Below are 24,684 nucleotides of genomic sequence, written 5' to 3'. Positions count from 1 at the left end.
GTTGTCTCACTCCCCCCATCACCGCAAACATAAGGCTCCAGTAAGTTATTTCTAACGGAGCACGGCTCATGACAGTGAAAGCAAAGCGTTTCCGTATCGGGGTGGAAGGTGCCACTACTGACGGGCGCGAGATCCAGCGTGAATGGCTGGTACAGATGGCTGCCAGCTACAACCCGATGGTCTATACCGCGCTGATTAACCTTGAGCACATCAAGTCTTATCTGCCGGACAGCACTTTTAACCGCTATGGCAGGGTGACGGGGCTGGTAGCAGAAGAAATCCAGGATGGGCCGCTTGCGGGCAAGATGGCGCTTTATGCTGATGTCGAACCCACGGACGCCCTGGTGGAACTGGTGAAAAAGGGCCAGAAGCTTTTCACCTCCATGGAGGTCAGCACGAAGTTTGCCGACACCGGCAAAGCCTACCTTGTGGGGCTGGGGGCGACGGACGATCCGGCGAGTCTGGGTACTGAAATGCTGGCATTCAGCGCCAGCGCAGCACACAACCCGCTGGCGAACCGTAAGCAGAACCCTGAAAACCTGTTTTCGGAAGCAGTTGAAACGCTGATCGAACTGGAAGAAGCCCAGGACGAAAAGCCGTCCCTCTTTGCCCGCGTCACCGCGCTGTTCACCAAAAAAGAACAGACCGACGATGCGCGCTTCTCTGATGTGCATAAAGCCGTGGAGCTGGTCGCTACTGAGCAGCAGAACCTGAGCGAGCGCACTGACAAATCCCTGTCCGATCAGAACCAGCGCCTTTCTGAACTGGAGTCCTCCCTGCAGGAGCAGCAGACCGCCTTTGCCGAGCTTGAGCAAAAGCTTAGCAGCGAAGACAGCCGCAAGGATTACCGCCAGCGCGCGCCGGGCGGTGACGCACCGGCAGGCACCCTGACCAATTGCTGATGGAGCATATAACCCGATGAAAAAGAAAACCCGCTTTGCCTTTAACGCTTACCTGCAGCAACTGGCGCGCCTGAACGGTGTGGAGATTGAAGAACTCTCCAGCAAGTTCACCGTGGAGCCGTCCGTGCAGCAGACGCTGGAAGACCAGATCCAGCAGTCCGCCGCTTTTCTGACGCTGATTAACATCACGCCGGTCACTGAGCAGTCCGGGCAGCTGCTGGGGCTTGGCGTTGGCAGCACCATTGCCGGAACCACTGATACCACCACCAAAGAGCGCGAGCCAACCGATCCGACGCTGATGGAAGATGTGGAATACAAATGCGAGCAGACCAACTTTGATACGGTGCTGACCTACGCAAAACTGGACCTGTGGGCGAAATTCCAGGACTTCCAGGTGCGTATCCGCAACGCCATCGTCAAGCGTCAGGCGCTGGACCGCATCATGATCGGCTTTAATGGCGTGAAGCGTGCCAAAACCTCTAATCGTGCTGAAAACCCGCTGCTGCAGGACGTCAATAAAGGCTGGCTGCAGAAAATCCGCGAAGACGCGCCGGATCATGTCATGGGCAGTAAAACCGCAGAAGACGGCACCACTACTGCAGAACCGGTAAAAGTAGGTCCGGGGGGTAAGTATCTAAATCTTGACGCGGTGGTGATGGATACCGTCAACGAGCTGATCGATGTGGAGTATCAGGATGATGACGAGCTGGTTGTCGTCTGCGGACGTGAACTGCTGTCTGACAAGTATTTCCCGCTGGTCAACAAAGAGCAGGACAACAGCGAGAAAATCGCCGCCGATCTGATCATCAGCCAGAAACGCATGGGCGGCCTGCAGGCTGTGCGCGCGCCTTTCTTCCCGGCAAATGCCCTGCTGATCACCCGTCTGGATAACCTGTCCATCTACTGGCAGGAAGACACCCGCCGCCGTTCTGTTATCGACAACCCGAAACGTGACCGGATTGAAAACTTTGAATCCGTCAACGAGGCGTATGTGGTCGAGGACTACCGCTGCGCGGCGCTGGTTGAAAACATCGAAATCGGTGATTTCAGCGCGCCTGCCGCACCGGAAGGTGGGGAATAACGCATGAGCCTGAGTCCCGCACGGCAGCACCGCCTGCGCATTCAGGCCGAACAGGCCGCCCGTGAGGGCGGCAGTGTTCGCCATGCGTCGGGGTATGACCTGATGCTGCTGCAACTGGCAGAAGACCGCCGCCGCCTCAAGGGGGTCCAGTCCACGGTGAAAAAGGCGGAAATCAAGGTGGAGCTGCTGCCGAAATATTCCGCCTGGGCGGGGGGCGTGCTGGCTGCCGGAGGTGCGCAGCAGGATGACGTGCTGATGTACGTGATGCTGTGGCGTATCGATGCCGGTGATTATGCCGGTGCGCTGGAAATCGGGCGTCATGCGCTGCGCCATGGCTGGGTGATGCCGCTGGGCAATCGTAACGTGCAGACCGTGCTGGCAGAAGAAATGGCAGACGCGGCGCAAAGCGCTCTGCTGGCTGCTTCCGTTTTTGATGCCGATCTGCTTTTGCAGACGCTGGACCTGACAGCCGATCTGGATATGCCGGACCAGTCGCGGGCGCGCCTGCATAAAGCCATCGGCGCTGTACTGAGCGAAAGCAACCCGGCATCTGCCCTGAATCACCTTACCCATGCGCTGCAGCTCGATCCCCGCTGCGGTGTGAAAAAAGAAAAGCAGCAGCTGGAGCGCAGACTGCGCAATGACAGCCGCTAACGAACGTGCCCCGCGCACGGGCGGCACGGGGTGGCGAAAGGCACTGCCACATCAAAACCCCGTCCACCGCCCACTTATTCAGGAGAATGCCGCATGAAGTTTGTTGCGCCCGAACAGGCACCGGAACAGGCGGAGGTCATCAAAAATACGCCGTTCTGGCCTGATGTGGACCTGTCGGAATTTCGCAGTGTGATGCGCACTGACGGCACGGTGACGCAGCCGCGTTTAAAGCAGGTCGTGCTGACGGCAATTTCTGAGGTTAACGCTGAGCTGTACGACTTCCGCAACCGTCAGCAGATGCTGGGCTGGCGGACACTTGCTGAGGTTCCGGCAGAAATGCTGGACGGCAAAAGCGAGCGTATCCGGCACTACCACAACGCTGTTTTTTGCTGGGCGCGCGCCGTGCTCAATGAGCGTTATCAGGACTATGACGCCACGGCATCCGGTGTGAAGCGAGGGGCGGAGCTGGCGGAGGCCAGCGGCGATCTGTGGCGAGATGCCCGCTGGGCCATCAGCCGGGTGCAGGATGCGCCGCACTGTACGGTGGAGCTTATCTGATGAAAGTGCGTGCGCATCAGTATGACACGGTGGACGCGCTTTGCTGGCGTCATTACGGGCGCACGCAGGGTGTCACTGAGCAGGTTCTGCAGGCAAATCCGGGGCTGGCTGAGTACGGCCCATTTTTACCGCACGGGCTGCAGGTGGAGCTGCCGGACATTACGGCGTCAACCACAGCGCAGACCGTCCAGCTATGGGACTGAATGATGACGCTTGAACGAATCAGCGCCTTTATCACTTACTGCATCGCCGTGCTGCTGGCATGGCTGGGCGATCTGTCGCTCAAGGATGCGTCAACGGTTGGCGGCGTACTGATAGGTGTGCTGATGCTGGCTATCAACTGGTACTACAAACACCAGTCTTTCAAATTGTTACGTGGCGGCAAAATTTCGCGGGGGGAATATGAATCCTTCAATCGTTAAGCGCTGCCTTGTCGGGGCGGTGCTGGCTATCGCCGCCACGCTGCCCGGTTTCCAGTCGCTTCATACCTCCGTTGAGGGTCTGAAACTGATCGCCGATTACGAGGGATGCCGCTTGCAGCCTTATCAGTGCAGTGCGGGCGTATGGACTGACGGTATCGGCAATACGTCCGGTGTGGTGCCGGGGAAAACCATCACGGAACGGCAGGCGGCGCAGGGGTTAATAAACAATGTGTTGCTGACTGAAAAAAGGCTGGATGCCTGCCTGACGGTGAAGCCACCGCAGCATGTCTACGATTCGCTGGTGAGTATTGGTTTCAATGTGGGGACCGGCGCGATCTGCAGGTCAACCATGGTGTCATATATCAATCGCCAGCAGTGGTGGCAGGCATGCAACCAGCTACCGCGCTGGATTTACGTTAACGGTGTGAAAAATAAAGGTCTGGAGAACCGCCGCGCGAGGGAACTGGCCTGGTGTCTGAAAGGAACTGGAGCGTGACGCGCGCACTGGTGGTAGGGCTGGCGCTGGTTCTTGCGGCGCTGGCCTGGCAGTCGTGGCGACTTAACAATGCCACTCACACCATTGAGACGCAAGGCGCGGCGCTGAAAAGCAAAACGCAGGAACTGACGAAGAAAAATAGTCAGCTCATCGGCCTGTCCATACTGACCGAAACCAACAGCCGGGCGCAGACGCGGCTTTATGCGGCAGCGGAACAGACCACCGCACTGCTGCGCAGCCGCCAGCGCCGGATCGAGGAACTGAAACGTGAAAACGAGGATTTACGCCGCTGGGCTGACACTCTTTTGCCTGCTGACATTATCCGGCTGCGGGAGCGTCCGGCCCTCACAGGAGGTGCAGCTTACCGTAAGTGGCTGTCCCAGAGTGACGCAGTGCCGCCTGGAAAGGTCAGCGCCGCGCAGTAACGGCGATCTGAATGCGGTGCTCGATGAAACCGAGGCCGCCTGGGCGATCTGTGCTGACAAAGTGGACACGATTATTGCGTGTCAGGAGCTAGACAGTGAACAAACCACAGTCCTTACGCAGCGCCCTGAATAAAGCGGTTGCCTATGTCCGCGATAACCCGGACAAGCTGCACCTTTTCGTTGATAACGGCTCACTGGTTGCAACCGGTGCCAGCTCCATGTCATGGGAATACCGCTACACCATGAACGTGGTGATCGAGGATTTCAGCGGTGACCAGAATTTGCTGATGGCTCCTGTGCTGCTGTGGCTAAGTGACAACCAGCCGGATGCTATCAATAACCCGGATCTGCGCGAAAAACTATTCACCTTTGAAGTGGATATTCTGCGCAACGATGTGTGCGATATCAGCCTGAACCTGCAATTGACGGAGCGTGTACTGGTCAGCACTGACGGTAATGTGTCGAGCGTTGAAGCGGTGCCAGAGCCGGACGGACCCGAAGAAATGTGGACGGTGAAACGTGGATGAGCTGCAGAGGATGGATGACTGGCTGACGGCATTGCTGGCAAATCTGGAGCCTGCAGCACGCAACCGTATGATGCGGCAACTGGCGCAACAGTTGCGCCGGATGCAGCAGCAGAACATCAGGCTGCAGCGTAATCCAGACGGCACCGCCTTTGAGGCGCGCCGGGTGACGGCCAGAAGCAAAAAGGGGCGTATCAAGCGCCAGATGTTCGCCAAATTGCGCACCACTAAATACCTGAAAACCGCAGCCACTGCGGATTCTGCCAGCGTGCACTTTGAGAGGAAAGTTCAGCGGATTGCGCGGGTGCATCATTATGGGCTGCGTGATCGTGTCAGTAAAAAGGGAGGTGAAGTGAAGTATTCTGAACGTCGATTGTTAGGATTTAATATGAGCACACAGGATATGATAATCGAAAATCTACTTGAGTTTTTTGTGGTTAACCATCTCTGGTTTAAAACATAAATAATGAAAATTTAATTTTGGTCGAAATTTTTTTTGTGTATGGAGGTTTTTTTTAGGTTTGTTTTTTGATTCGGATATTATTATGCTGATATTAAATCAAACCAATTGAAGAGGTGCGGCATGATCAAAATAATGTCTGAATATAATAGTGATTATAAAAACCTAGAAGAATATATTGAAAGCCAATTAATAGAACAGAGTTTAACTGCTCAAGTTTACAAAGAGGATCAGCTTGCTCAATCACTAAATAGTGATGAAGGTCTTCTCAATATTTGCCGTAAAATGGATAACATACCTTCTGATTATATGAAGGAGATCGTTGATAATGTCCAAGGTGTAATGACTCTTCCAACAATCTACGATGACCGATTAAGTTATAGTATTGCATCTCATCTAATGAGTAAAGTGGAGTTAGTCGCGAAAAGTTTTCCCTTTGATCACCAAAATTATGGCGGATTTTGTTGTGCCCCAACCGGTAAAGTTAGTGCGCTGGCTGCTCCGGTAAAGTGTTCAGACGGAAAATCAAAAGTTTTTATTATTTTTGAATCGGGGATATTTCATTTTGTTCATGGAGTCATTAGTTTGTTTGTGAGCAGTTATCCACGAACTCTTTTACAAGGGGGAAATGAAAAAGAGTGGAGAGCTGAATGGGAGAAACATGTAAACGATGATCAAAATAGAACGGAGTTATTACAAAGTAAGACTGATTTGAACGAGTGGCGGAATTTCTTCAAAGATTACAATGTTCGCGGCCAACTTGCATACACATCATTAATGAACTTTGGACCTGTGGGGCAAAAGCTCATACTGGATATGGTGTTAGGGTGTGAGATTTTCATAGCCGCACACGAGTATTCTCATGCCATGCTGAACCATCAGCACCCAGATTTAGATCCTTCTGAAGTAGAGAAAGAGGCAGATATGTGGGGCGTTAGAATTGCCTCAATCATATGTCGTGATGAAGGTGTTACGTTAACATTTATGATGGCTGGGATAGCTATATTTTTTTCCGCAATAGAAACAACAGTGCCATCTCATTATTTACCTGCTGCAGATCGAATTTCTTTTGTTATAAAATCATTAGAGATCAATGATTCAACACAAGAGAAAATACTTTCCGATATCGCGAGTTTAATGCAGGATGTATTCCGCGATATTGTCAATATGAAATGACTATTTTTAGACAATTGACCGGCTTCATACAACCTCGCAGTGAATAAGTGCTGCGAGTTTTTCATTTTCCTCCAAACTTCTTTGTATCCTTGCTTATACAATCAAACAAGATCAAATTACTTACAAAAGTTGTGCATTATTACTTTTATGAATGCACAACTTACAGAAATCATGCGCCTTATCACCAACCTGATCCGCACCGGCACAGTGACCGAAGTGGACCGGGAAAACTGGCTGTGCCGGGTGAGAGTGGGCGAGCTTGAAACCAACTGGATTAACTGGCTGACGTTGCGTGCCGGTGGTGCCCGTACATGGTGGTGTCCGTCGCCGGATGAGCAGGTGGTGGTGCTGAGTATGGGTGGCAATCTGGAAACTGCTTTTGCGTTGCCTGCCATCTATTCCAGTCAGTTTGCGCCACCGTCGGATTCCGTGGACGGCTGCGTGACGGAGTACCCGGACGGGGGCTGGTTTGAGTATGAACCCGCCACCGGGCGGTGGTATGTCAGGGGTATCAAATCCATGGTGATCGAGGCGGCGGACAATATCACCCTCAAAACCGGTGAGTTTGTGGTGGAGGCCGACACCACGCGCATTAACAGCGAGGTGGTGATCAATGGCGGCGTTACCCAGGGAGGCGGTGCGATGAGTTCTAACGGGATCGTGGTGGATGACCATGTGCATACCGGTGTTGCGAAGGGTGGTGCAAATACCGGAGGTCCGGTATGACGCTGTATATCGGCATGAACCAGAAGGACGGGCAGAGCATCACGGACACTGACCATCTGCGCCAGTCTGTGCGCGATATTCTGCTGACGCCACAGGGCAGCCGTATTGCCCGACGGGAGTATGGTTCCCTTTTATCCGTGCTGATTGACCAGCCGCAGAACCCGGCGCTGCGCCTGCAGGTCATGTCTGCGGTCTATGTGGCCCTGAGTCGCTGGGAGCCACGGCTTGCGCTGGATTCCATCACCATCAGCAGCAATTTTGACGGCTCCATGGTGGTTGAGCTTACCGGGCAGCGCAACAACGGCGCGCCGGTTTCCCTTTCGGTATCAACAGGAGCAGAAAATGGCAGTAATTGACATTTCCCTGCTGCCCGCGCCGCAGATAGTAGATGTGCCGGATTTTGAGACATTGCTGGCAGAACGCAAGGCCGCCTTTGTGGCCCTTTATCCGACTGATGAACAGGAGGCCGTTATGCGCACGTTAGCGCTGGAGTCTGAACCCGTCACCAAGCTGCTGCAGGAAAGCACCTACCGCGAAATACTGTTGCGCCAGCGTATTAACGAGGCCGCGCAGGCGGTCATGGTGGCATATGCCATCGGCGGCGATCTCGATCAGCTGGCAGTCAACTACAACGTGAAACGCCTGACGGTAACGCCTGCTGACAGCGACGCGGTGCCGCCGGTCGCGGCAGTGATGGAAAGCGATGAGGCGCTGCGTCTGCGTGTTCCGGCTGCGTTTGAGGGATTGTCCGTTGCGGGGCCGACGGCGGCCTATGAGTTTCACGCCAGAAGCGCGGACGGGCGCGTGGCGGATGCCAGCGCAACCAGCCCGGCACCGGCGGAGGTGGTACTTACCGTACTGAGTCGTGAGGGTGATGGTACAGCAGAGGCTGATCTGCTGGCGGTAGTTGAGCAGGCGCTTAACAGCGAGAGCGTGCGTCCGGTGGCAGACCGCCTGACGGTGCGCAGCGCCGAAATTATCCCTTACAGCGTGGATGCGACGATCTATCTTTATCCGGGGCCAGAAGCTGAGCCGGTGATGGCGGCGGCAAAAGCCAGCCTACAGAAGTATATCGCCAGTCAGACGCGGCTGGGCCGTGATATCCGTCGCAGCGCGATTTATGCCACGCTGCATGTCGAGGGCGTCCAGCGTGTGGAGCTGGCGTCACCGCTGGCTGATATGGTGCTGGATAAGACGCAGGCGGCGTTCTGTACGGAATGGAGCGTAACCAACGGGGGCACGGATGAATAGCCTGCTGCCGTCAGGTTCATCGCTGCTTGAGCGCCGACTGGCGCAGACCTGCAGCGGGATTTCCGGACTTATGGTGCCGCTGCGCGATTTGTGGAACCCGGCAACGTGTCCGGTCAGCTTTCTGCCGTATCTGGCGTGGGCGTTTTCCGTTGACCGCTGGGACGAAAGCTGGGCGGAGAGCGTCAAGCGCCGGGTGGTGCAGGATGCTTTCTATATTCACCAGCACAAGGGGACAACCAGCGCAGTGCGGCGCGTGGTGGAGCCGTTTGGCTTCCTGATTCGCATCATTGAGTGGTGGCAGACCGGCGAAACGCCGGGGACGTTCCGTCTGGATATTGGCGTGCAGGACCAGGGCATCACGGAAGAAACCTATCTGGAACTGGAGCGCCTCATCGGTGATGCCAAACCGTGCAGCCGTCACCTGATCGGCATGTCCATCAACCTGCAGACCAGCGGCCCCTATTTTGTAGGCGCGGCTACCTACACCGGCGAAGAAATCACGATCTACCCGTATATCAACGACACCATTATTTCCGGTGGCGCCGCTTACGAGGGCGGGGCAGTCCATGTTATTGACACAATGAGAGTGAATCCATGAGCGCAAAATTTTACACCCTGCTGACGGATATCGGGGCGGCGAAACTGGCAAGCGCCGCCGCGCTCGGTGTCCCGTTGAAAATTACCCAGATGGCGGTGGGAGACGGTGGTGGCGTATTACCCACGCCAAGCGCGCAGCAAACCGCGTTAGTTGCTGAAAAACGCCGCGCTTCCCTCAATATGCTGTATATCGATCCGCAAAACAGCAGCCAGATTATCGCTGAACAGGTGATCCCCGAAACGGAGGGCGGTTGGTGGATTCGTGAGGTAGGTCTGTTTGATGAGACTGGCGCATTGATTGCCGTGGGTAACTGCCCGGAGAGCTACAAGCCGCAGCTGGCGGAGGGGAGCGGGCGCACGCAGACTGTCAGAATGGTGTTGATTACCAGCAGCACTGATAACATCACCCTGAAAATTGACCCGGCAGTGGTACTGGCAACTCGTAAATATGTTGATGACAAGGTGCTGGAGTTAAAAGTGTATGTGGATGACCTGATGGCGAAGCATGTCGCAGCTAACGATCCTCATACGCAGTATGCGCCAAAAGCCAGTCCGACATTCACTGGTACGCCAAAAGCGCCGACGGCGGCGGCAGGCAATAATTCCACGCAACTTGCTAACACGGCTTTTGTGCAGGCGGCAATTGCAGCACTGGTGGCATCTTCTCCAGCTGCACTCGATACCCTTAACGAACTGGCGGAGGCGTTGGGAAACGATCCTAATTTTGCCACCACCATGACAAATGCGCTTGCCGGAAAGATGGACAAGGCTGCCAATGGAAAAGACATTGCTGATGTTTCAGAGTTTCTCAAAAACCTTGGTTTGGGAGAGATTGCGAAAAGAGATGTCGGTACCGGCGCAAATCAGATACCGGATATGTCCAGCTTTGGCGCTGGCTCAGGATGGTGCCAATTGCCTAACGGGAAACTATTGCAGTGGGGTGTTTACACCGGTACTGCTGCATCAGCGACCATTAATTTCCCGATTCCTTTTCCAACCACGCAAGGTAGAGTGATCCTTAGCTTATCCGGGACTGCAACCAACACGGATACGGCCTATATCATTCAAGATGATAATTTACTTTCGCGGACGTCATTTTCTTTTCGCCGTACTGGTTCTCAAGTTCGTTTTAACTGGTTCTGCATAGGTGAATAAAATGAATAAATATAAATGGTCAGCAAAATATAACGCATTTTTCCCGATTGAAATGCTTCATATATATCAATCGTCATGGGATGAACTTAGTGATTTAATTGATATTGATGATACTGTTGAGGCTGAATTTAACGGGGAGCCACCTGAAGGGAAAGTGCGGGGGGTTGTTGATAACATGCCAGCATGGGTAAGCGAGCCACCACCAACACAGGAAGAACTAACAGCAAATGCCGAAAATATGAAGTTGAATCTGAAGACTAAAGCCGATTCTGAAATTGCGTGGCGGCAGGATGCGTTAGATGCGGAGATCGCGACTGATGAAGAAACCGTTACGCTGACTGAATGGAAAAAATACCGGGTTTTGTTGATGAGAGTTGATCCTGCGTCACCAGTATGGCCAGCCCTTCCGGTTTAGCCTGTCGTAAACTTATATCGGCTGATATAACGCTCTAAAAATAAAGCATAAACTGATACTATCTAAACATTGGTTAGTTGCGAAGGTTGCAATTATAAGGTCTGAGTCCGATAGGATATCGAACTCAGACCCTGAAAGAATAACATGAGCTATCCAAACTTTATGGAGTCAGCCCTTGTTGGAGGGGTTAACCGGTGAACACCTGATTAACAAAACTAGATAACCATGACTGTTTAATTCGCCGTGTAATCCGATTAATAAGTTTACGTTGATAAACAGCCATCGAAATGGAGAAGATAGAGGTTATGATAAGGCTAATGGAATAATGATAATTGCTAAAGTAGTTTTTCGTGAAAAAAATCATTGGAATGTGCCACAGATATATCCATATCGTATTTGTAGCTATATTGTTAATGATTAGTGCGAATGTTTTATTTTTTAACCTGAAGTGCTGTAATGAAGAGTAAATAGTAATAGATATGATTATTGCATAAGAAATATAAATAATAGTAGGAGGGGTTTTATAATCATTGACTCTAAAGTTATTAAAATAAAATACACAAAAAAACAGAAGTAGTGCTGCGTGTATAATGAATATTATTGATAGTTTTTTGGTGGTCAATGATGAGGCTAAATATCCGATTACAAACATTAAACCGTAAGAAACGGAATGAATAAAATAATCACTCAATATGAAACTTATAAATTTATTATCTTTGTATGGTGGGGTGAAATGTGCAAAGGTAATAAGAACACACATTAGAGTAAATAAAAGAACGGTTTTCAGTTCACCACATTTTTTTATTAATAAGACATACAGAGGGGAAAGGAGAGCGACGATTAAAAATACTCTGATTATCCATACGTAGCCAAATCCGCTTTCTAATTTAAAAGAGCTTGTCATTGTATTGTAATTTAAAGTCCAGTGGGTTATTTTTATATTAAATAGAAAGGTTACTAGGTAAAAGAAAAACAAAAAAATCCACACAGGGAAAACAAGTCGCTTAATCCTTGACCATACATATGATAAATAATTCACTGAGGTTTTTTTAGCGAGAAAAAATGAAGCGCCTGAAATAAAAACCATCATGGGGACGTCAAAGGTCCTTATCTGAAACAAGATGTCAGAAGGTGTCGGGTTCATGTGAGCAAGGATGATTAGCAGTATTCCCAACGATCTCATTATATCAATAGTAAAATTTCTATCTTTCATTTATATGCTCGCCAAAAATTAAAAGTGCTTACATAGTGATTAATTGTACAGCATTCTTCTACAAGTTGTGATAATTACAGAAATAAATTATAGAGAAATGGCCTTCGCTGGTAAAGTAAAAAAAATTTATCATAAAAGATGTTTTTTTTCAGATTAATTCTAAATGTTGGAGCCAACTAATTATCTTGCAATATGCTGAATATATTGCATTGGTTTATGCTCGCTCAGTAGAATATTAGGTTTTGATGATTATTGGATATCCACACTATATCAAAAAAAATTTCCTGCCAGCCGGTTTGCATGACAATGGTTTCATTGTGCCAGCACTGACACATTACTGACCGCGTGCACGAGATGTCTATCACCCTGAACATAGGCAGACACCCTGTAAACCGGAGAGACTGCCTTATGGCTCAGGACTACCACCACGGCGTGCGCGTCGTTGAGGTTAACGACGGCACCCGCCCTATCAGAACAGTAAGCACGGCAGTTGTCGGTCTTGTTTGTACCGGCGACGATGCCGATCCCGTGACTTTTCCACTTAATAAGCCAGTCCTGCTGACCGATGTACTGACCGCCAGTGGTAAAGCGGGCGAGTCCGGCACGCTGGCACGTTCACTGGATGCGATTGCAGACCAGGCTAAACCCGTAACCGTTGTCGTGCGTGTGGCGCAGGGCGAAACCGAAGCGGAAACCACCTCCAACATTATTGGAGGCGTGAGCGCTGACGGTAAAAAAACAGGTATGAAAGCGCTGCTTTCGGCGCAGGCGCAGCTCGAGGTCAAGCCGCGCATTCTTGGCGTGCCGGGACATGACACGCAGGCGGTTGCTACGGAACTGCTGAGTGTGGCGCAGAGTCTGCGTGGGTTTGCCTACCTGTCCGCCTACGGATGCAAAACGGTGGAAGAAGCTATTGCCTATCGTGACAATTTCAGCCAGCGCGAGGGGATGTTGATCTGGCCTGATTTCATCAATTTTGACACTGTACTGAGCGCGGATGCGACGGCTTACGCCTCCGCCCGTGCGCTCGGCCTGCGCGCCAAAATTGACGAGCAGACCGGATGGCACAAAACCCTGTCCAACGTGGGCGTGAACGGCGTCACCGGCATTTCCGCCGATGTGTTCTGGGATCTGCAGGACCCTGCAACCGATGCTGGACTGCTGAACCAGAACGACGTCACCACGCTTATCCGCAAAGACGGCTTTCGCTTCTGGGGTTCCCGTTGCCTCAGTGACGATCCGCTGTTTGCTTTTGAAAACTACACCCGCACAGCGCAGGTGCTGGCTGACACCATCGCAGAGGGGCACATGTGGGCAGTGGATAAACCACTTAACCCGTCACTTGCTCGCGACATCATCGAAGGTATCCGCGCCAAACTGCGCAGCCTGGTGAATCAGGGGTATCTCATTGGGGCTGACTGCTGGCTGGATGAGTCCGTGAACGATAAAGACTCCCTGAAAGCCGGAAAACTCACCATCGACTACGACTACACGCCGGTGCCACCGCTTGAAAACCTGATGCTGCGCCAGCGCATCACCGATCGCTATCTGGTGGATTTCGCCAGCCGCGTAGCTGCATAAGGGGAAATCATGGCTTTACCACGTAAGTTAAAACACCTGAACCTGTTCAACGACGGGAACAACTGGCAGGGGATTGTTGAGTCTCTGACCCTGCCGAAATTCACCCGCAAGTTTGAGAAGTATCGCGGTGGTGGCATGCCGGGCGCGGTGGACGTGGACATGGGGCTGGATGACGGCGCACTGGACACGGAATTTTCAATCGGCGGCACTGAACTGCTGTTATTCAAGCAGATGGGCACTGCCACGGTGGACGGTATCCAGTTGCGTTTCACCGGCTCCATTCAGCGTGACGATACCGGCGAAGTGCAGGCTGTTGAGCTGGTTGTGCGCGGGCGTCATAAAGAAGTGGATTCCGGCGAGTGGAAAACCGGCGAGAGCAGCTCCACCAAAGTCAGCAGCACCAACAGCTACGCGAAGCTGACCATTAACGGTGAGGTGCTCTATGAGGTCGATCTGGTCAACATGGTTGAAATCGTTGACGGCGTGGACCTGATGGAAGCACACCGCAACGCCCTCGGCCTCTGATTAACCTTAACGGCGCGGGCAGCCGCGCCAGTATTTCATTAACAGGAAACGAACATGAGCGACAAGCTGACTGAAAGGACCGTGCAACTGGATACCCCGATCAAGCGCGGTAAAACTGAAATCACCGAAATTGTGCTGCGCAAACCGCAGTCCGGCGCACTGCGCGGGACACGCCTGCAGGCAATCATGGATATGGATGTGGGCGCGATGATGACCGTCATCCCGCGTATTTCCACCCCGACACTGACCGCGCAGGAAATGGCAGAACTGGACCCCGCCGATCTCACCGCGTTGTCGGTAGAGGTGGTGACTTTTTTGTTGAAGAAGTCGGTGCTTGCCGGTTTACCGACAGCCTGACGGTTGATGATCTGGTGGCAGACATTGCTACCATCTTTCACTGGTCGCCGTCCATCACTGACGTTATGCCGCTGACTGATGTGCTGGAGTGGCGGCACAAAGCGATTCAGAGAAGCGGGGCCAGCGATGAGTGACAATAACCTGCGTCTGCAGGTGATTCTGAATGCGGTTGATAAAATCACCCGTCCATTTCGATCCGCGCAGACCAGCTCAAAAGAGCTGGCTGCCGCTATCCAGCAAAGCCGTACCCGGCTGAAAGAATTAGATACGCAGGCGGGTAAGATTGACGGTTTCCGCAAAGCCAGTACGCAACTGGCTGTCACGGGCAACAGCCTGAAAGCCGCACGTGAAGAAGCGGCAAAACTCGCCACGCAGTTTTCCGCCACTAACCGCCCGACGGCGGCACAGGCGAGACTGCTTGAGCAGGCAAAAAGCTGTGTCACTGAGCTGCAGAGTAAATATAACGGCCTTCGCCAGTCCGTACAGCGTCAGCGTCTGGCGCTGAATGAAGCCGGGCTGGACACAAAGAAACTCAGCAGTGCGCAGCGGGAACTGCGACAGAATGCCGATGAAACAAGACAGGCGCTGGACCGTCAGCAGAAATCCCTGAAACGTCTGGGTGAACAGCAGGCCAGAATGAATGCTGCCCGTGATCACTATTCCAGAAGTCTGGAAGTACGGGATCGCATTGCCGGGGCTGGAGCGAGCACTACCGCCGCCGGGGTGGCAATGGGGGCACCTGTGGTGGCTGCTGTTAAGAGCTATTCAAGCATTGAAGATGCCATGAAAGGTGTGGCAAAGCAGATGAATGGCCTGCGTGATGATAGCGGCAACCGTACCAGACAATATTATGACATGCAGGATGCCATTAAGGCTGCCAGCGAAGATTTGCCGATGGAAAACGGTGCCATTGATTATGCCGCGCTGGTTGAGGGCGGTGCACGTATGGGCGTGACCAATCAGGACGATCCTTACGAGGACCAGAAACGTGACCTGCTGGCCTTTGCATCCACGGCGGCAAAAGCCGCAACGGCCTTTGAGCTGCCCGCCGATGAACTGGCGGAAGGGCTGGGGAAAATTGCGCAGCTGTATAAGGTGCCAACCCGCAATATAGAACAACTGGGCGATGCACTGAACTACCTGGACGATAACGCCATGTCAAAGGGCGGGGATATCATCGACGTGCTGCAGCGTATGGGCGGCGTGGCTGATCGCCTGGACTATCGCAAGGCGGCAGCACTTGGTTCCACATTCCTGTCTCTTGGTGCCGCACCGGAAATAGCTGCCAGTGCCTCTAATGCTATGGTGCGTGAACTGTCCATTGCGACAATGCAGAGCAAGCGCTTCTTTGAGGGCATGGATCTGCTGAAACTTAATCCTGCAGAGATTGAAAAGCAGATGACCACCGATGCCATGGGCACTATTCAGCGCGTTCTGGAGAAGGTCAACAATCTGCCGCAGGATAAACGCCTGTCAGCGATGACGATGATTTTTGGCAAAGAGTTTGGCGATGATGCAGCAAAACTGGCTAACAACCTGCCGGAGCTGCAGCGCCAGCTGAAACTCACATCCGGCAGTAACGCAAACGGCTCCATGCAGAAAGAATCGGACATCAACAAAGATTCATTGTCTGCTCAGTGGTTGCTGGTTAAGACGGGCGCGCAAAACGCTTTCAGTAGTCTGGGCGAAACGCTGCGTGAGCCTCTGATGGCGATCATGGGAACGGTAAAGCAGGTCACGGTAATATTTCGCCGCTGGGTTGAGGAAAACCCGAAGCTGGCAGGTGGGTTGCTGAAAGTTGTTGCGGGCATTGCCTCTGTTGCAGCGGTGCTGGGGACAATGATGCTGGCAGTGTCGGCGGTGCTTGGCCCTCTTGCACTGATGCGCCTGCAGTTCTCTGTCCTGGGTATCAAAGGAGGAAGCGCATTTGGTGTGATCAGCAAGGCCATCGGCAGTGTTGGTAAGGGGATTATGTGGCTGGGCCGCCTGATGTTCGCAAACCCAATACTGGCTGTGATTGGCCTGATTGCGATGGGGGCAGTCTATATCTGGCAGAACTGGGACACGCTGGGACCGAAGTTCAAAGCTATGTGGGATGCAGTTTGCGCTGCCACGACTGCTGCGTGGGAATGGATTAAACAGGCTGTCAGCAATGCCTGGGAAGGCATCAAATTTCTGTTTTTCAACTACACCCTGCCAGGGTTGATTGCCAAAAACTGGGACGCCATCAGGGCCGGAGTGTATGAAGCATGGGCCAGTATCAGACAGGCCATCAGTGATAAATGGAATGCGATTCTGGCTGATGTTGCGGCGCTCCCGGCAAAATTCCAGGCGATGGGGAGCGCAATTATTGACAGTATTCTGGATGGGATTAACGCCAGATGGGAGGCGCTTAAAAGCAAGATTTCCTCTGTTACCGATTATCTGCCTGACTGGATGACCGGTAATAACACGTCGGGCAAAACACAGATACAGATAACGGGTGGCGCTGCTGCTGTTTCTTATGCTGGCATGTACGACAGCGGCGGCGTTATTCCGCGTGGGCAGTTTGGCATCGTGGGCGAGAATGGTCCGGAGATTGTGAACGGTCCGGCAAATGTAACCAGCCGGCGGCGTACTGCAGCACTGGCTTCCATTGTTGCCGGAGTCATGGGGGGTGCTGCAACACCGACAGAGGCGTCACCGCTTCATCCGTTCAGCCTCCCGGCGCGGGCATACCAGACGCAGGCCGCTAAGACAGATATCCAACCCTCAGTTATCCGCTATGAGATAAACGCGCCCATTTATATCACTGCCCAGCCGGGGCAGAGTGCGCAGGATATTGCCCGCGAAGTGGCGCGGCAGCTTGATGAGCGCGAGCGCAAAGCCAGGGCTAAAGCACGCAGTAATTTCAGCGATCAAGGGGGATATGAATCATGATGATGGTGCTGGGGTTATATGTCTTCATGTTGCGTACCGTGCCGTATCAGGAGCTGCAGTATCAGCGCAGCTGGCGACACGCAACCAACAGCCGGGTGAACCGGCGACCATCAACGCAGTTTCTTGGCCCGGATAATGACTCGCTGACATTATCTGGCGTACTGCTGCCGGAGGTCACTGGGGGCAGGTTGTCATTGTTGGCGCTGGAGTTGATGGCAGAGCAGGGCAAAGCCTGGCCTCTGATTGAAGGCAGTGGAACCATTTACGGTATGTTTGTGATCGAGAGCCTGAATCAGACAAAAACGGAATTTTTTGAAAGTGGAATGCCTCGCCGTATTGAGTTTACGCTGACCCTGAAAAGGGTTGATGAGTCCCTGTCTGATATGTTCGGCAGTCTCAGCGATCAGCTCAGTAACCTGCAGGACTCTGCAACATCTGCGATAGGTAATATTAAAAATACGGTTGGAGGGTTGCTGCAGTGAATTTTAGCTCTGATCTTTTTGACCTGAACAGCAAAAGCCCGGCTTTCAGTATCACCATTGAAGGTAAGGATGTGACTGCCGCGCTGGATGCGCGTCTGATGAGTCTGACGCTCACCGATAACCGGGGTTTTGAGGCTGACCAGCTTGATCTGGAGCTGGACGACGCCGACGGGCAGATCGTCCTGCCGCGACGTGGTGCCGTTATTCAGCTGGCGCTGGGATGGAAGGGCCAGCCGCTTTTCCCTAAAGGAGCTTTTACCGTAGATGAAATTGAACACAGCGGTGCACCTGACCGGCTGACCATCCGGGCGCGTAGCGCAGATTTCCGTGAAACCCTCAATACACGACGCGAAAAATCATGGCATCAGACAAGCGTTGGCGATGTGGTAAAGGAAATAGCCGCCCGGCATAAGCTCAAAATGGCGCTGGGTAAAGACCTGGCGGATAAAGCGCTGGAACATCTGGACCAGACCAATGAAAGCGATGCCAGTTTCCTGATGAAGCTGGCGCGCCAGTATGGGGCGATTGCTTCCGTGAAGGATGGAAACCTGTTGTTTATCCGGCAGGGGCAGGGAAGGACGGCGAGCGGTAAGCCGCTGCCGGTAATCACCATTGAACGTAAGGCCGGTGACGGTCATCGTTTTACCCTGGCCGATCGTGGCGCGTATACGGGCGTTATTGCCAGCTGGCTGCATACCCGTGAACCAAAGAAGAAAGAAACAATGCAGGTAAAGCGACGTCGCAAGAAAGTCGCCGCACCCAAAGCGCCGGAAGCAAAACAGGGTGATTATCTGGTGGGAACGGATGAAAACGTGCTGGTTCTTAATCGTACCTATGCTAACCGGAGCAATGCAGAGCGCGCAGCAAAAATGCAGTGGGAACGTCTGCAGCGCGGGGTTGCTTCATTTTCCCTGCAGCTCGCTGAGGGCCGGGCAGATCTCTATACAGAAATGCCGGTAAAAGTGTCGGGGTTTAAACAGCCGATTGATGAGGCTGAGTGGACCATCACCACACTGACGCATAACGTCAGCCCGGATAGTGGGTTTACGACTAGTCTGGATCTTGAGGTGAAAATTGATGGTCTTGAAATGGAATAATCGGTTCTCAAAATTGAATTATAATGTATCATTATTGCGATTTCGGCAAAGATGGTGGAATTGCAACAATGATGAACTGTCCAGAGTGCGGTCAGGCTGCACACACCAGAAGTAGCTTCCAGGTATCAGCAACGACGAAGGAACGTTATAACCAGTGCCAGAATATTAACTGTGGCTGTACATTCGTGACTCATGAAACGTTTGTACGTCACATAACAAAACCGAATGTCGTTTCTTCTGCACCGCTACATCCAGGAAAGGGCGGACAAGCCCATATGAATTTCTGAGCAGAACCCGCTTTGACTGCGGGTTTTTTAATGTCGCCAGTCCGAGTCGCTGTCGCCATTTTGCCGCCACTACCAAAGAAAAAGAGGCTACGTTTTCACGTAACCCCTTGTTTTATTTGGTGGAGCTGGCGGGAGTTGAACCCGCGTCCGAAATTCCTACATCCTCGGTACTACATGCTTAGTCAGTCTTTACATTCGCCTGGCACCTGCGGATTGACACGCCACTACCAGACTAGCCTGATTAGTTTTAACGCTTCAACCCCAGGCAGGGCCTCCACGCGATCTCTTTTGGGTTTGACCTCTCTTTGATCCCCGTCTTAAGAGCGGAAGCTAGGGAGAGAGGGCTCAGAGCAGGTTATTAAGCTGCTAAAGCGTAGTTTTCGTCGTTTGCGACTATTTTTTGCGGCTTTTTACGAGGCCAACCGCCCCTCGGCATGCACCTTGGGTTTCGCAAATCCCGTCGAATCCAGAATCAGCCCCAATGTGTTAAGACAAGTATAACAGACTTGTGACAGCCCTTTCCAGCCCAATCCTCAAGGATTTACCGCTCGCGCAGCGCTTCTCGCGCCCGATTGAACGGTTTGATTAAATAGTCGACGATGGTTTTTTCACCTGTTTTTATATCCACTGTCGCAATCATGCCCGGTACGATAGAAAAGCGGCGTCCCAGCTTATTTTGTAAATAGTCCTGATGGGTACGGATGAAGACGCGGTAGTAGAAGATTTCTGGTTTTACTTTGTCCTGAATGGTGTCCGGCGAGATGGTTTCAACCACGCCTTCAAGGCCACCGTAAATGGCGTAATCGTAGGCGGTGATTTTGACCAGCGCGCGCTGACCGGGATGGATAAAGGCGATATCGCGCGGAGACAGGCGCGTCTCAATCAGCAGATGATCGTCAACCGGCACAATCTCCATCATTTCGCCGTTTGGCGGGATCACGCCGCCGATGGTCGTGACCTGAATGTTCTTCACAATACCGCGAACCGGAGAGCGAATGGTCAGGCGGGTCACCGAATCTTCGCGTCCCTTAATGATGGCGGACAGCATTGCCACTTCGGCGTTGGCTTTGGACAACGCCTCGCGCGCCTGGACGTAATATTGCGAGCGCAAATCCGTGAGCTTCAGGCCGATGTCGCTTTTTTGCCGCTGCAAACGCAATACCTCGACGTGGCTGGCAGCCCCGCTTTTTGCCAGTCGCTCGGTGATCGCCAGCTCTTTATTCACCAGCGCCAGCGCCTCTTTGAGCTCAGACTGCGCATCAGCGAGTTGCGCGCGGCGACTGGTATAGAGCCGCGTTTCCGAGGCGAGCAGATCCGGCCAGCCGTTCAGCTCGTCAGAAAAGACCAGCGGCTTATCGCTCACCTCCGCCGTCAGGCGTTGACTGGAGGCCAGCGACGCGCGATAGCGGGCGGCGCTTTCGCCGACGTTAGACTCCGATCGCGTGGGGTCCATCCTCGCCAGCACTTGTCCCGCCTGTACCTGATCGCCCTCATGCACCATCAGCTCGGCGAGAATTCCTCCGTCGAGCGACTGTAATACCTGCTCACGCGAACTGGGGATCACCTTACCGGTACCGGTCGAAACCTCATCAAGAATGCCGAACCACGCCCACACCGCGAGGATCAGGCACAAGATCCCGGTGAGCCAGATGATGCGGCTGGCACCCGAAAATTCGCGCTCGCGGCTGTCGTCGAGTGCGTCCGGCGTTGCGTCAGGCTGACTGGTTTTCATTTTTCCACTCCCGCGTGTTGGCCTGCGCGGCCATTCGACTTTGCCCCAGCGCCTGCGCTTTCGGCGCGTCCATCACCAGTTGCCCCTCTTTGAGCACCACCACCCGTTCGACCAGCTCAAGTACCGGTACGCGGTGGGTGGCAACCACCAGAGTGCGATTGCCAAGCCACTGTCCCAGCCGCTGAATAAACTCACGTTCGGAATGCTCATCCAGCGAGGCGGTGGGCTCATCAAGCAGGACAATATTGGGTGCGCGCAACAGCATGCGGGCGAGCATGATGGATTGCCGCTGACCGCCGGATAGCCCGTTGCCGCCTTCCATAATCGGGTGGTCGAGACCTTTCGGCAGCCGTTTCACGAAGTTGGCCGCGCCGCAAATCTCCAGTACGGTAAAAATCTCGTCGTCGCTGGCATGCGGGGCGCCCAGCGTCAGGTTCTCGCGCAGCGTACCGAAAAACAGGCGCGCGTTCTGGCTGAGGAGACCGACATTGCGGCGTAAATCGGCCATATCGATGTGCGTCAGGCTGAGGTTATCAAGACGGGCGTCGCCTTCGACCAGTTCCACACCGCCTGCCAGCGCCTGTAACAGCGTTGATTTGCCCGCGCCGTTGCGCCCGAGCACCGCGATGCGTTCGCCGGCGGCAATCTCCAGCCGGTTAATGCGCAGCGGCACCCGCTGGTCTTCACTGTGATAGCGAAACTGTGCGTTCTCGAACAGATAGTGACCGTGAAAGATCTCCTGATGCACCAGCGTTTCATCGCGCTGGGTCTCGGTGGGGAGTTCCATTATGCTGTCCAGCCCCTTTTTGGCGGCTTTCACCTGCTGCCAGCGCGCCAGTACGCCGCACAGATTGCCCATTGGCGCGATCATTCTCGAACCGAGCATCGAGGCGGCAACCACCGAACCGGTGGTCAGGGTGCCTTCAATCACCAGCGGGGCACCAAACATCACCATCGCGGCATAAACCAGTCCCTGGACGGTCACTCCCCAGTTGATCAACCCCTGCGACAGCTCGCGGGTGCGCAGTCCCGACTCGGCGGTAATGCGGATATAACTGTTCCACTGCTGCAGAAACCGGTTCTCCGCCTGCATCAGCTTGATGTCCTCCAGCCCCTGAACGCTTTCGACCAGCACGGCATTGCGCAGCGTGGCCTCGTGCGCCGACTGATTCGCCAGCTCCGCGAGCTTTTTTTGCAGTAGCAGACCGGGAAGGATCATCAGCAGCGCGGCGACCGGAGCGATCCAGGCCAGCGGCGGGGCGATGATCGCCAGCACCACGATGAACAGGAAAAAGAAGGGCAGATCCACAATCGTGGAGATGGTCGAGGAGGTGACCATTTCACGGATCTGCTCCAGCTCGCGTAGCTGTGAAATAAAGCTGCCGGTGGAGCGCGGGATCGCACTGTTGCGCAGGCGCAGCGCGTGGCTGAACACGCGATCCGACACCCGCATATCGGCGCGTTTACCCAACAGATCCATGACGTGACCGCGGGCGAGTCGCAACAGAAAACCGAACAGCATGGCTATCAATACGCCAGCGGCGAGAACGTACAGCGACGGCCATGACTGCGCGGGGATCACCCGGTCGTACACCTGCATCGAGAAGATGATCCCGGAAAGCGACAGGATGTTAATCAGCAGCGCCGCCAGCATCACCGGGCCGTAAGGGCGAAGATCTTTCAGCACCAAACTTTTTAGCCAGTCGGGTTTGAAACGTGAGATGTAGGCGTCCACCCGGCGGTCTTTCACGGCGGAAAGCGGGCGTAAGGCGATGATGAAACGAACCGTCGGCAGCAGTTCGCGCAGGGATATTCGGTTGCGCTGTAGTTCGCCGTTGATGAAACAGACGTCAAGCTGGTCTTCGCCATCGAACTGTTCAACCAGCACCAGTTCACCGTCCTGGAGCTGGATCACCACCGGCAGACGCCAGCGGGTGAGCGATTGTTCCGTGGGGGCCAGCGGCTGAAATGAGAGTCCGGCCTGGCGGGCCAGTTGGCTGAGCGCCTGCGGCATCGGTTTATCTTTGAACCAGGGGGCGCTTGCCTGTAACGCGCCGGGAGAACAGGCGATACGATAATGGCCGGCGATATGGCTCATCGCCCGCGCCCAGTTGGCCAGCGCTGGCGCGGTAATGCGCTCGTCGCCAGGAATGTCGGCGTGGGTCATGGCTGGATCTCCACTGACTGGATCGTGCGGTTTTCCAGACCAAAGGCCTGGCGCATCTGACCGGTGTTATACAGGCAGTTAAGCTGCAGTTGATGCAACTGACTCTCCGTCTGTAACTGTGCGAAGCGCGCCTGGTAGACCTCCTGTTCGGCGTTGAGCACGTCGAGCAGCGGTCGGGAGCCGAGGTCGAGATACTGCTGCTGATACAGCTCGCGCGTTCGCTCGCTCAACGTTTCCTGGCGTTTCTGGATCTGCAAGGAGGTCACGAGATTCATCGCTTCACTGCGATCGGCAAGCAGCTTCTTGCGCACGTCCAGCCGGGTACGCTGGATTGCCGACTGGGCGGATTCCACCGCGTGGCTGGCGGCGTTGCGACGGGCGGTTAAGCCGCCGCCCTGATAAATGGGCATCTCCACTTTGACCCACGCCGAATACTGGGTACGGTCAACGGACTCATGCCCGGCGTAATTATCGTTGAGATAGCGACGCACCTCTGGTTCCAGCGAAACCGTTGGCGTCATTTGCGCGTTAGCGTAGTCGAGATTGGCCTGGGCGATATTAGCCTGCGCCCAGGCGGCGAGCACGGAAGGCACCAGCTTGTCGTCTGGCTTTGCCAGTTCGCAACTGCGACTCAGCTTTGGCGGGAAGTCGTTACTGATGGTATTGAGGTTTTTCCAGCCCAGCCAGGTCATGAGCGTCGACTGCGAGCTTTCAAGGTTGGCCTGATATTGCACGAGCTGGGAGCGTGCGCCTTCGATACGCGCATCGGTCTGCACCACGTCCGAAAGCGAGCTGGCCCCTTCATCGTTGCGCTGATTCGCCAGCCTGCCAATGGCGCTCAGGGCATCCAGTTGCTCCTTTGCCACCGCCACCATCTGTTGCCATGTCTGCACCTGCACAATGGCGGTTGCCGTTTCATGACTAACCGTATCAATGCTGAGCAGCACGTTGGCCTGTTCCTGCGCCACGCTGGCGTTTTCTGCCCGTACCTGGCTTGCGACTTTGCCGAAGTCATAGAGCATTTGCGACAGTGACAGCACCAGCGATGGGCTAAATCCGCTGTCGGAATAGCTGTTGGTATAACCGTTGTTCATCCCGGCGTTAACCTGCGGGTAGTATTTGGCTTTCGCGACATCGACCTGCTGGATTTGGGCATACAGTTTGCCGACCACTTCCGCGATCGACGGATGCCAGGTGACGGCGCGATTGACCGCCTGAGAGAGGCTCAGTTCACCGGGAGCGGCGCTGTCGCTGCTCAGCGGCATCGGGCCATCAAGCGCGGGCAGTTCCTGTTGCTCAACCCACTGTTGCGGGGCGATGCGGGGCGTCTCTCCAGCCGCGATAGCCGGGGCCGCGCACAGGTTTCCCACCAGCCACCAGAATGTAAGCGGTCGTTTTCCCATCTTTCTTCCCTAATTGAACGTTGTTTTTTTGCCCCGGGCGAACGTGCGCCCGGGGTCGTTGTGTGGTCGTTCTGGAGAC

At 54.0% G+C, this 24,684-nt stretch carries 30 protein-coding genes and 1 other RNA gene; 26 read left to right on the top strand and 5 right to left on the bottom strand.

The window, feature by feature from the left end; translation table 11 throughout:
- Positions 1-68 precede the first annotated feature (68 nt).
- The 18 genes from QQZ17_RS14380 to QQZ17_RS14295 all read left to right on the top strand — a co-directional run bounded on the left by QQZ17_RS14380 (position 69) and on the right by QQZ17_RS14295 (position 10,842).
- Positions 69-902 (top strand): GPO family capsid scaffolding protein, encoded by an 834-nt coding sequence (locus tag QQZ17_RS14380; RefSeq protein ID WP_152402668.1) that lies wholly within the window; start codon positions 69-71, stop codon positions 900-902.
- A gap of 16 nt (positions 903-918) precedes the next feature.
- The gene (locus tag QQZ17_RS14375) at positions 919-1,983 is read left to right on the top strand and encodes a phage major capsid protein, P2 family (RefSeq protein WP_152402670.1); all 1,065 of its coding nucleotides are present in this window, start codon (positions 919-921) and stop codon (positions 1,981-1,983) included.
- Positions 1,984-1,986: 3 nt separating this feature from the next.
- The gene (gene gpM / locus QQZ17_RS14370; protein ID WP_152402672.1) at positions 1,987-2,637 is read left to right on the top strand and encodes a phage terminase small subunit; all 651 of its coding nucleotides are present in this window, start codon (positions 1,987-1,989) and stop codon (positions 2,635-2,637) included.
- A 93-nt stretch (positions 2,638-2,730) separates the two neighbouring features.
- A complete protein-coding gene (locus QQZ17_RS14365; protein ID WP_152402674.1) occupies positions 2,731-3,195 on the top strand; it encodes a head completion/stabilization protein in 465 nt (154 codons plus the stop codon).
- The gene (locus QQZ17_RS14360) at positions 3,195-3,398 is read left to right on the top strand and encodes a tail protein X (RefSeq protein WP_000868184.1); all 204 of its coding nucleotides are present in this window, start codon (positions 3,195-3,197) and stop codon (positions 3,396-3,398) included. The genes QQZ17_RS14365 and QQZ17_RS14360 overlap by 1 nt, the downstream gene beginning before the upstream one ends.
- A gap of 3 nt (positions 3,399-3,401) precedes the next feature.
- On the top strand, positions 3,402-3,617 hold the full coding sequence (locus QQZ17_RS14355; RefSeq protein WP_000171565.1) for an HP1 family phage holin: 216 nt from the start codon (positions 3,402-3,404) through the stop codon (positions 3,615-3,617).
- Positions 3,598-4,113 carry a lysozyme gene (locus tag QQZ17_RS14350; RefSeq protein WP_152402676.1) on the top strand — a complete coding sequence of 172 codons (516 nt, stop codon included), beginning with the start codon at positions 3,598-3,600 and terminating at the stop codon, positions 4,111-4,113. Before QQZ17_RS14355 ends, QQZ17_RS14350 begins: the two co-directional genes overlap by 20 nt.
- Positions 4,110-4,538, top strand: a complete 429-nt coding sequence (lysB, locus tag QQZ17_RS14345) for an Rz-like lysis system protein LysB (protein WP_152402678.1) — start codon at positions 4,110-4,112, stop codon at positions 4,536-4,538. Before QQZ17_RS14350 ends, lysB begins: the two co-directional genes overlap by 4 nt.
- Entirely contained in the window at positions 4,423-4,671 is a 249-nt protein-coding gene (gene lysC, locus QQZ17_RS14340; RefSeq protein WP_235922527.1) for an Rz1-like lysis system protein LysC, read from the top strand. Before lysB ends, lysC begins: the two co-directional genes overlap by 116 nt.
- Positions 4,634-5,065: a phage tail protein gene (locus QQZ17_RS14335; RefSeq protein WP_152402681.1), complete on the top strand. Its 432-nt coding sequence runs from the start codon at positions 4,634-4,636 to the stop codon at positions 5,063-5,065. The genes lysC and QQZ17_RS14335 overlap by 38 nt, the downstream gene beginning before the upstream one ends.
- Positions 5,058-5,525 carry a phage virion morphogenesis protein gene (locus QQZ17_RS14330; protein WP_152402683.1) on the top strand — a complete coding sequence of 156 codons (468 nt, stop codon included), beginning with the start codon at positions 5,058-5,060 and terminating at the stop codon, positions 5,523-5,525. The genes QQZ17_RS14335 and QQZ17_RS14330 overlap by 8 nt, the downstream gene beginning before the upstream one ends.
- 132 nt (positions 5,526-5,657) lie before the next feature.
- Complete coding sequence (locus QQZ17_RS14325) at positions 5,658-6,698, top strand: hypothetical protein (protein WP_152402686.1); 1,041 nt, start codon at positions 5,658-5,660, stop codon at positions 6,696-6,698.
- A 147-nt stretch (positions 6,699-6,845) separates the two neighbouring features.
- Positions 6,846-7,424, top strand: coding sequence for a phage baseplate assembly protein V (locus tag QQZ17_RS14320; RefSeq protein WP_152402688.1), 579 nt, complete (start codon positions 6,846-6,848; stop codon positions 7,422-7,424).
- Positions 7,421-7,780: a GPW/gp25 family protein gene (locus QQZ17_RS14315; protein WP_152402690.1), complete on the top strand. Its 360-nt coding sequence runs from the start codon at positions 7,421-7,423 to the stop codon at positions 7,778-7,780. The genes QQZ17_RS14320 and QQZ17_RS14315 overlap by 4 nt, the downstream gene beginning before the upstream one ends.
- Positions 7,767-8,675, top strand: coding sequence for a baseplate assembly protein (locus QQZ17_RS14310; RefSeq protein ID WP_152402692.1), 909 nt, complete (start codon positions 7,767-7,769; stop codon positions 8,673-8,675). The genes QQZ17_RS14315 and QQZ17_RS14310 overlap by 14 nt, the downstream gene beginning before the upstream one ends.
- Complete coding sequence (locus QQZ17_RS14305; protein WP_152402694.1) at positions 8,668-9,273, top strand: phage tail protein I; 606 nt, start codon at positions 8,668-8,670, stop codon at positions 9,271-9,273. Before QQZ17_RS14310 ends, QQZ17_RS14305 begins: the two co-directional genes overlap by 8 nt.
- A complete protein-coding gene (locus QQZ17_RS14300) occupies positions 9,270-10,427 on the top strand; it encodes a phage tail protein (protein WP_371306155.1) in 1,158 nt (385 codons plus the stop codon). Before QQZ17_RS14305 ends, QQZ17_RS14300 begins: the two co-directional genes overlap by 4 nt.
- Before the next feature lies 1 nt (position 10,428).
- Positions 10,429-10,842 (top strand): tail fiber assembly protein, encoded by a 414-nt coding sequence (locus QQZ17_RS14295; protein WP_152402696.1) that lies wholly within the window; start codon positions 10,429-10,431, stop codon positions 10,840-10,842.
- A gap of 187 nt (positions 10,843-11,029) precedes the next feature.
- On the opposite strand, the gene QQZ17_RS26450 is transcribed toward QQZ17_RS14295, so the two are convergent.
- Positions 11,030-12,025: an acyltransferase family protein gene (locus QQZ17_RS26450; RefSeq protein WP_446715180.1), complete on the bottom strand. Its 996-nt coding sequence runs from the start codon at positions 12,023-12,025 to the stop codon at positions 11,030-11,032.
- 438 nt (positions 12,026-12,463) lie between these two features.
- On the opposite strand from QQZ17_RS26450, the gene QQZ17_RS14290 reads away from it, so the two are divergent.
- The 8 genes from QQZ17_RS14290 (at position 12,464) to QQZ17_RS14255 (ending at position 19,303) form a co-directional block, all read left to right on the top strand.
- On the top strand, positions 12,464-13,636 hold the full coding sequence (locus QQZ17_RS14290; RefSeq protein ID WP_152402700.1) for a phage tail sheath protein: 1,173 nt from the start codon (positions 12,464-12,466) through the stop codon (positions 13,634-13,636).
- A gap of 9 nt (positions 13,637-13,645) precedes the next feature.
- Positions 13,646-14,161 (top strand): phage major tail tube protein, encoded by a 516-nt coding sequence (locus tag QQZ17_RS14285; RefSeq protein ID WP_094464801.1) that lies wholly within the window; start codon positions 13,646-13,648, stop codon positions 14,159-14,161.
- A gap of 54 nt (positions 14,162-14,215) precedes the next feature.
- Positions 14,216-14,518 (top strand): phage tail assembly protein, encoded by a 303-nt coding sequence (locus tag QQZ17_RS14280; RefSeq protein WP_060773291.1) that lies wholly within the window; start codon positions 14,216-14,218, stop codon positions 14,516-14,518.
- Between the two features lie 14 nt (positions 14,519-14,532).
- The gene (locus QQZ17_RS14275; protein WP_000763315.1) at positions 14,533-14,652 is read left to right on the top strand and encodes a GpE family phage tail protein; all 120 of its coding nucleotides are present in this window, start codon (positions 14,533-14,535) and stop codon (positions 14,650-14,652) included.
- Entirely contained in the window at positions 14,645-17,437 is a 2,793-nt protein-coding gene (locus QQZ17_RS14270; protein WP_152402702.1) for a phage tail tape measure protein, read from the top strand. The genes QQZ17_RS14275 and QQZ17_RS14270 overlap by 8 nt, the downstream gene beginning before the upstream one ends.
- The gene (locus QQZ17_RS14265; RefSeq protein ID WP_125369893.1) at positions 17,434-17,919 is read left to right on the top strand and encodes a phage tail protein; all 486 of its coding nucleotides are present in this window, start codon (positions 17,434-17,436) and stop codon (positions 17,917-17,919) included. Before QQZ17_RS14270 ends, QQZ17_RS14265 begins: the two co-directional genes overlap by 4 nt.
- Complete coding sequence (locus tag QQZ17_RS14260) at positions 17,916-19,016, top strand: phage late control D family protein (protein ID WP_152402704.1); 1,101 nt, start codon at positions 17,916-17,918, stop codon at positions 19,014-19,016. The genes QQZ17_RS14265 and QQZ17_RS14260 overlap by 4 nt, the downstream gene beginning before the upstream one ends.
- 68 nt (positions 19,017-19,084) lie before the next feature.
- The gene (locus QQZ17_RS14255; protein ID WP_152406273.1) at positions 19,085-19,303 is read left to right on the top strand and encodes an ogr/Delta-like zinc finger family protein; all 219 of its coding nucleotides are present in this window, start codon (positions 19,085-19,087) and stop codon (positions 19,301-19,303) included.
- A 117-nt stretch (positions 19,304-19,420) separates the two neighbouring features.
- On the opposite strand, the gene ssrA is transcribed toward QQZ17_RS14255, so the two are convergent.
- The 4 genes from ssrA to QQZ17_RS14235 all read right to left on the bottom strand — a co-directional run bounded on the left by ssrA (position 19,421) and on the right by QQZ17_RS14235 (position 24,605).
- Positions 19,421-19,783: a transfer-messenger RNA gene (ssrA, locus tag QQZ17_RS14250) on the bottom strand.
- Positions 19,784-19,844: 61 nt separating this feature from the next.
- Positions 19,845-21,035, bottom strand: coding sequence for an HlyD family efflux transporter periplasmic adaptor subunit (locus tag QQZ17_RS14245; protein WP_152402707.1), 1,191 nt, complete (start codon positions 21,033-21,035; stop codon positions 19,845-19,847).
- Positions 21,016-23,202 carry a type I secretion system permease/ATPase gene (locus QQZ17_RS14240; protein ID WP_152402709.1) on the bottom strand — a complete coding sequence of 729 codons (2,187 nt, stop codon included), beginning with the start codon at positions 23,200-23,202 and terminating at the stop codon, positions 21,016-21,018. Before QQZ17_RS14240 ends, QQZ17_RS14245 begins: the two co-directional genes overlap by 20 nt.
- A complete protein-coding gene (locus QQZ17_RS14235; protein WP_152402711.1) occupies positions 23,199-24,605 on the bottom strand; it encodes a TolC family outer membrane protein in 1,407 nt (468 codons plus the stop codon). The genes QQZ17_RS14240 and QQZ17_RS14235 overlap by 4 nt, the downstream gene beginning before the upstream one ends.
- Positions 24,606-24,684 lie beyond the last annotated feature (79 nt).

This window comes from Citrobacter sp. T1.2D-1, from assembly GCF_950098555.1.
GTDB classification, from domain to species: domain Bacteria; phylum Pseudomonadota; class Gammaproteobacteria; order Enterobacterales; family Enterobacteriaceae; genus Citrobacter_A; species Citrobacter_A telavivensis.
This window is presented reverse-complemented; position numbering and strand designations above follow the sequence as displayed.

What these genes read in the sequence shown, in the direction of transcription:
- QQZ17_RS14285 (WP_094464801.1), top strand. Translation starts at nt 13,646, where the DNA reads ATGGCTTTACCACGTAAGTTAAAACACCTGAACCTGTTCAACGACGGG.
- QQZ17_RS14375 (WP_152402670.1), top strand. Translation starts at nt 919, where the DNA reads ATGAAAAAGAAAACCCGCTTTGCCTTTAACGCTTACCTGCAGCAACTG.
- QQZ17_RS14290 (WP_152402700.1), top strand. Translation starts at nt 12,464, where the DNA reads ATGGCTCAGGACTACCACCACGGCGTGCGCGTCGTTGAGGTTAACGAC.
- QQZ17_RS14315 (WP_152402690.1), top strand. Translation starts at nt 7,421, where the DNA reads ATGACGCTGTATATCGGCATGAACCAGAAGGACGGGCAGAGCATCACG.
- QQZ17_RS14300 (WP_371306155.1), top strand. Translation starts at nt 9,270, where the DNA reads ATGAGCGCAAAATTTTACACCCTGCTGACGGATATCGGGGCGGCGAAA.
- QQZ17_RS14305 (WP_152402694.1), top strand. Translation starts at nt 8,668, where the DNA reads ATGAATAGCCTGCTGCCGTCAGGTTCATCGCTGCTTGAGCGCCGACTG.
- QQZ17_RS14380 (WP_152402668.1), top strand. Translation starts at nt 69, where the DNA reads ATGACAGTGAAAGCAAAGCGTTTCCGTATCGGGGTGGAAGGTGCCACT.
- gpM (WP_152402672.1), top strand. Translation starts at nt 1,987, where the DNA reads ATGAGCCTGAGTCCCGCACGGCAGCACCGCCTGCGCATTCAGGCCGAA.
- QQZ17_RS14270 (WP_152402702.1), top strand. Translation starts at nt 14,645, where the DNA reads ATGAGTGACAATAACCTGCGTCTGCAGGTGATTCTGAATGCGGTTGAT.
- QQZ17_RS14280 (WP_060773291.1), top strand. Translation starts at nt 14,216, where the DNA reads ATGAGCGACAAGCTGACTGAAAGGACCGTGCAACTGGATACCCCGATC.
- QQZ17_RS14235 (WP_152402711.1), bottom strand. Translation starts at nt 24,605, where the DNA reads ATGGGAAAACGACCGCTTACATTCTGGTGGCTGGTGGGAAACCTGTGC.
- QQZ17_RS14365 (WP_152402674.1), top strand. Translation starts at nt 2,731, where the DNA reads ATGAAGTTTGTTGCGCCCGAACAGGCACCGGAACAGGCGGAGGTCATC.
- QQZ17_RS14240 (WP_152402709.1), bottom strand. Translation starts at nt 23,202, where the DNA reads ATGACCCACGCCGACATTCCTGGCGACGAGCGCATTACCGCGCCAGCG.
- QQZ17_RS14255 (WP_152406273.1), top strand. Translation starts at nt 19,085, where the DNA reads ATGATGAACTGTCCAGAGTGCGGTCAGGCTGCACACACCAGAAGTAGC.
- QQZ17_RS14310 (WP_152402692.1), top strand. Translation starts at nt 7,767, where the DNA reads ATGGCAGTAATTGACATTTCCCTGCTGCCCGCGCCGCAGATAGTAGAT.
- QQZ17_RS14265 (WP_125369893.1), top strand. Translation starts at nt 17,434, where the DNA reads ATGATGATGGTGCTGGGGTTATATGTCTTCATGTTGCGTACCGTGCCG.
- QQZ17_RS14350 (WP_152402676.1), top strand. Translation starts at nt 3,598, where the DNA reads ATGAATCCTTCAATCGTTAAGCGCTGCCTTGTCGGGGCGGTGCTGGCT.
- QQZ17_RS14355 (WP_000171565.1), top strand. Translation starts at nt 3,402, where the DNA reads ATGACGCTTGAACGAATCAGCGCCTTTATCACTTACTGCATCGCCGTG.
- QQZ17_RS14320 (WP_152402688.1), top strand. Translation starts at nt 6,846, where the DNA reads ATGAATGCACAACTTACAGAAATCATGCGCCTTATCACCAACCTGATC.
- QQZ17_RS26450 (WP_446715180.1), bottom strand. Translation starts at nt 12,025, where the DNA reads ATGAGATCGTTGGGAATACTGCTAATCATCCTTGCTCACATGAACCCG.
- QQZ17_RS14245 (WP_152402707.1), bottom strand. Translation starts at nt 21,035, where the DNA reads ATGAAAACCAGTCAGCCTGACGCAACGCCGGACGCACTCGACGACAGC.
- QQZ17_RS14295 (WP_152402696.1), top strand. Translation starts at nt 10,429, where the DNA reads ATGAATAAATATAAATGGTCAGCAAAATATAACGCATTTTTCCCGATT.
- QQZ17_RS14360 (WP_000868184.1), top strand. Translation starts at nt 3,195, where the DNA reads ATGAAAGTGCGTGCGCATCAGTATGACACGGTGGACGCGCTTTGCTGG.
- QQZ17_RS14325 (WP_152402686.1), top strand. Translation starts at nt 5,658, where the DNA reads ATGTCTGAATATAATAGTGATTATAAAAACCTAGAAGAATATATTGAA.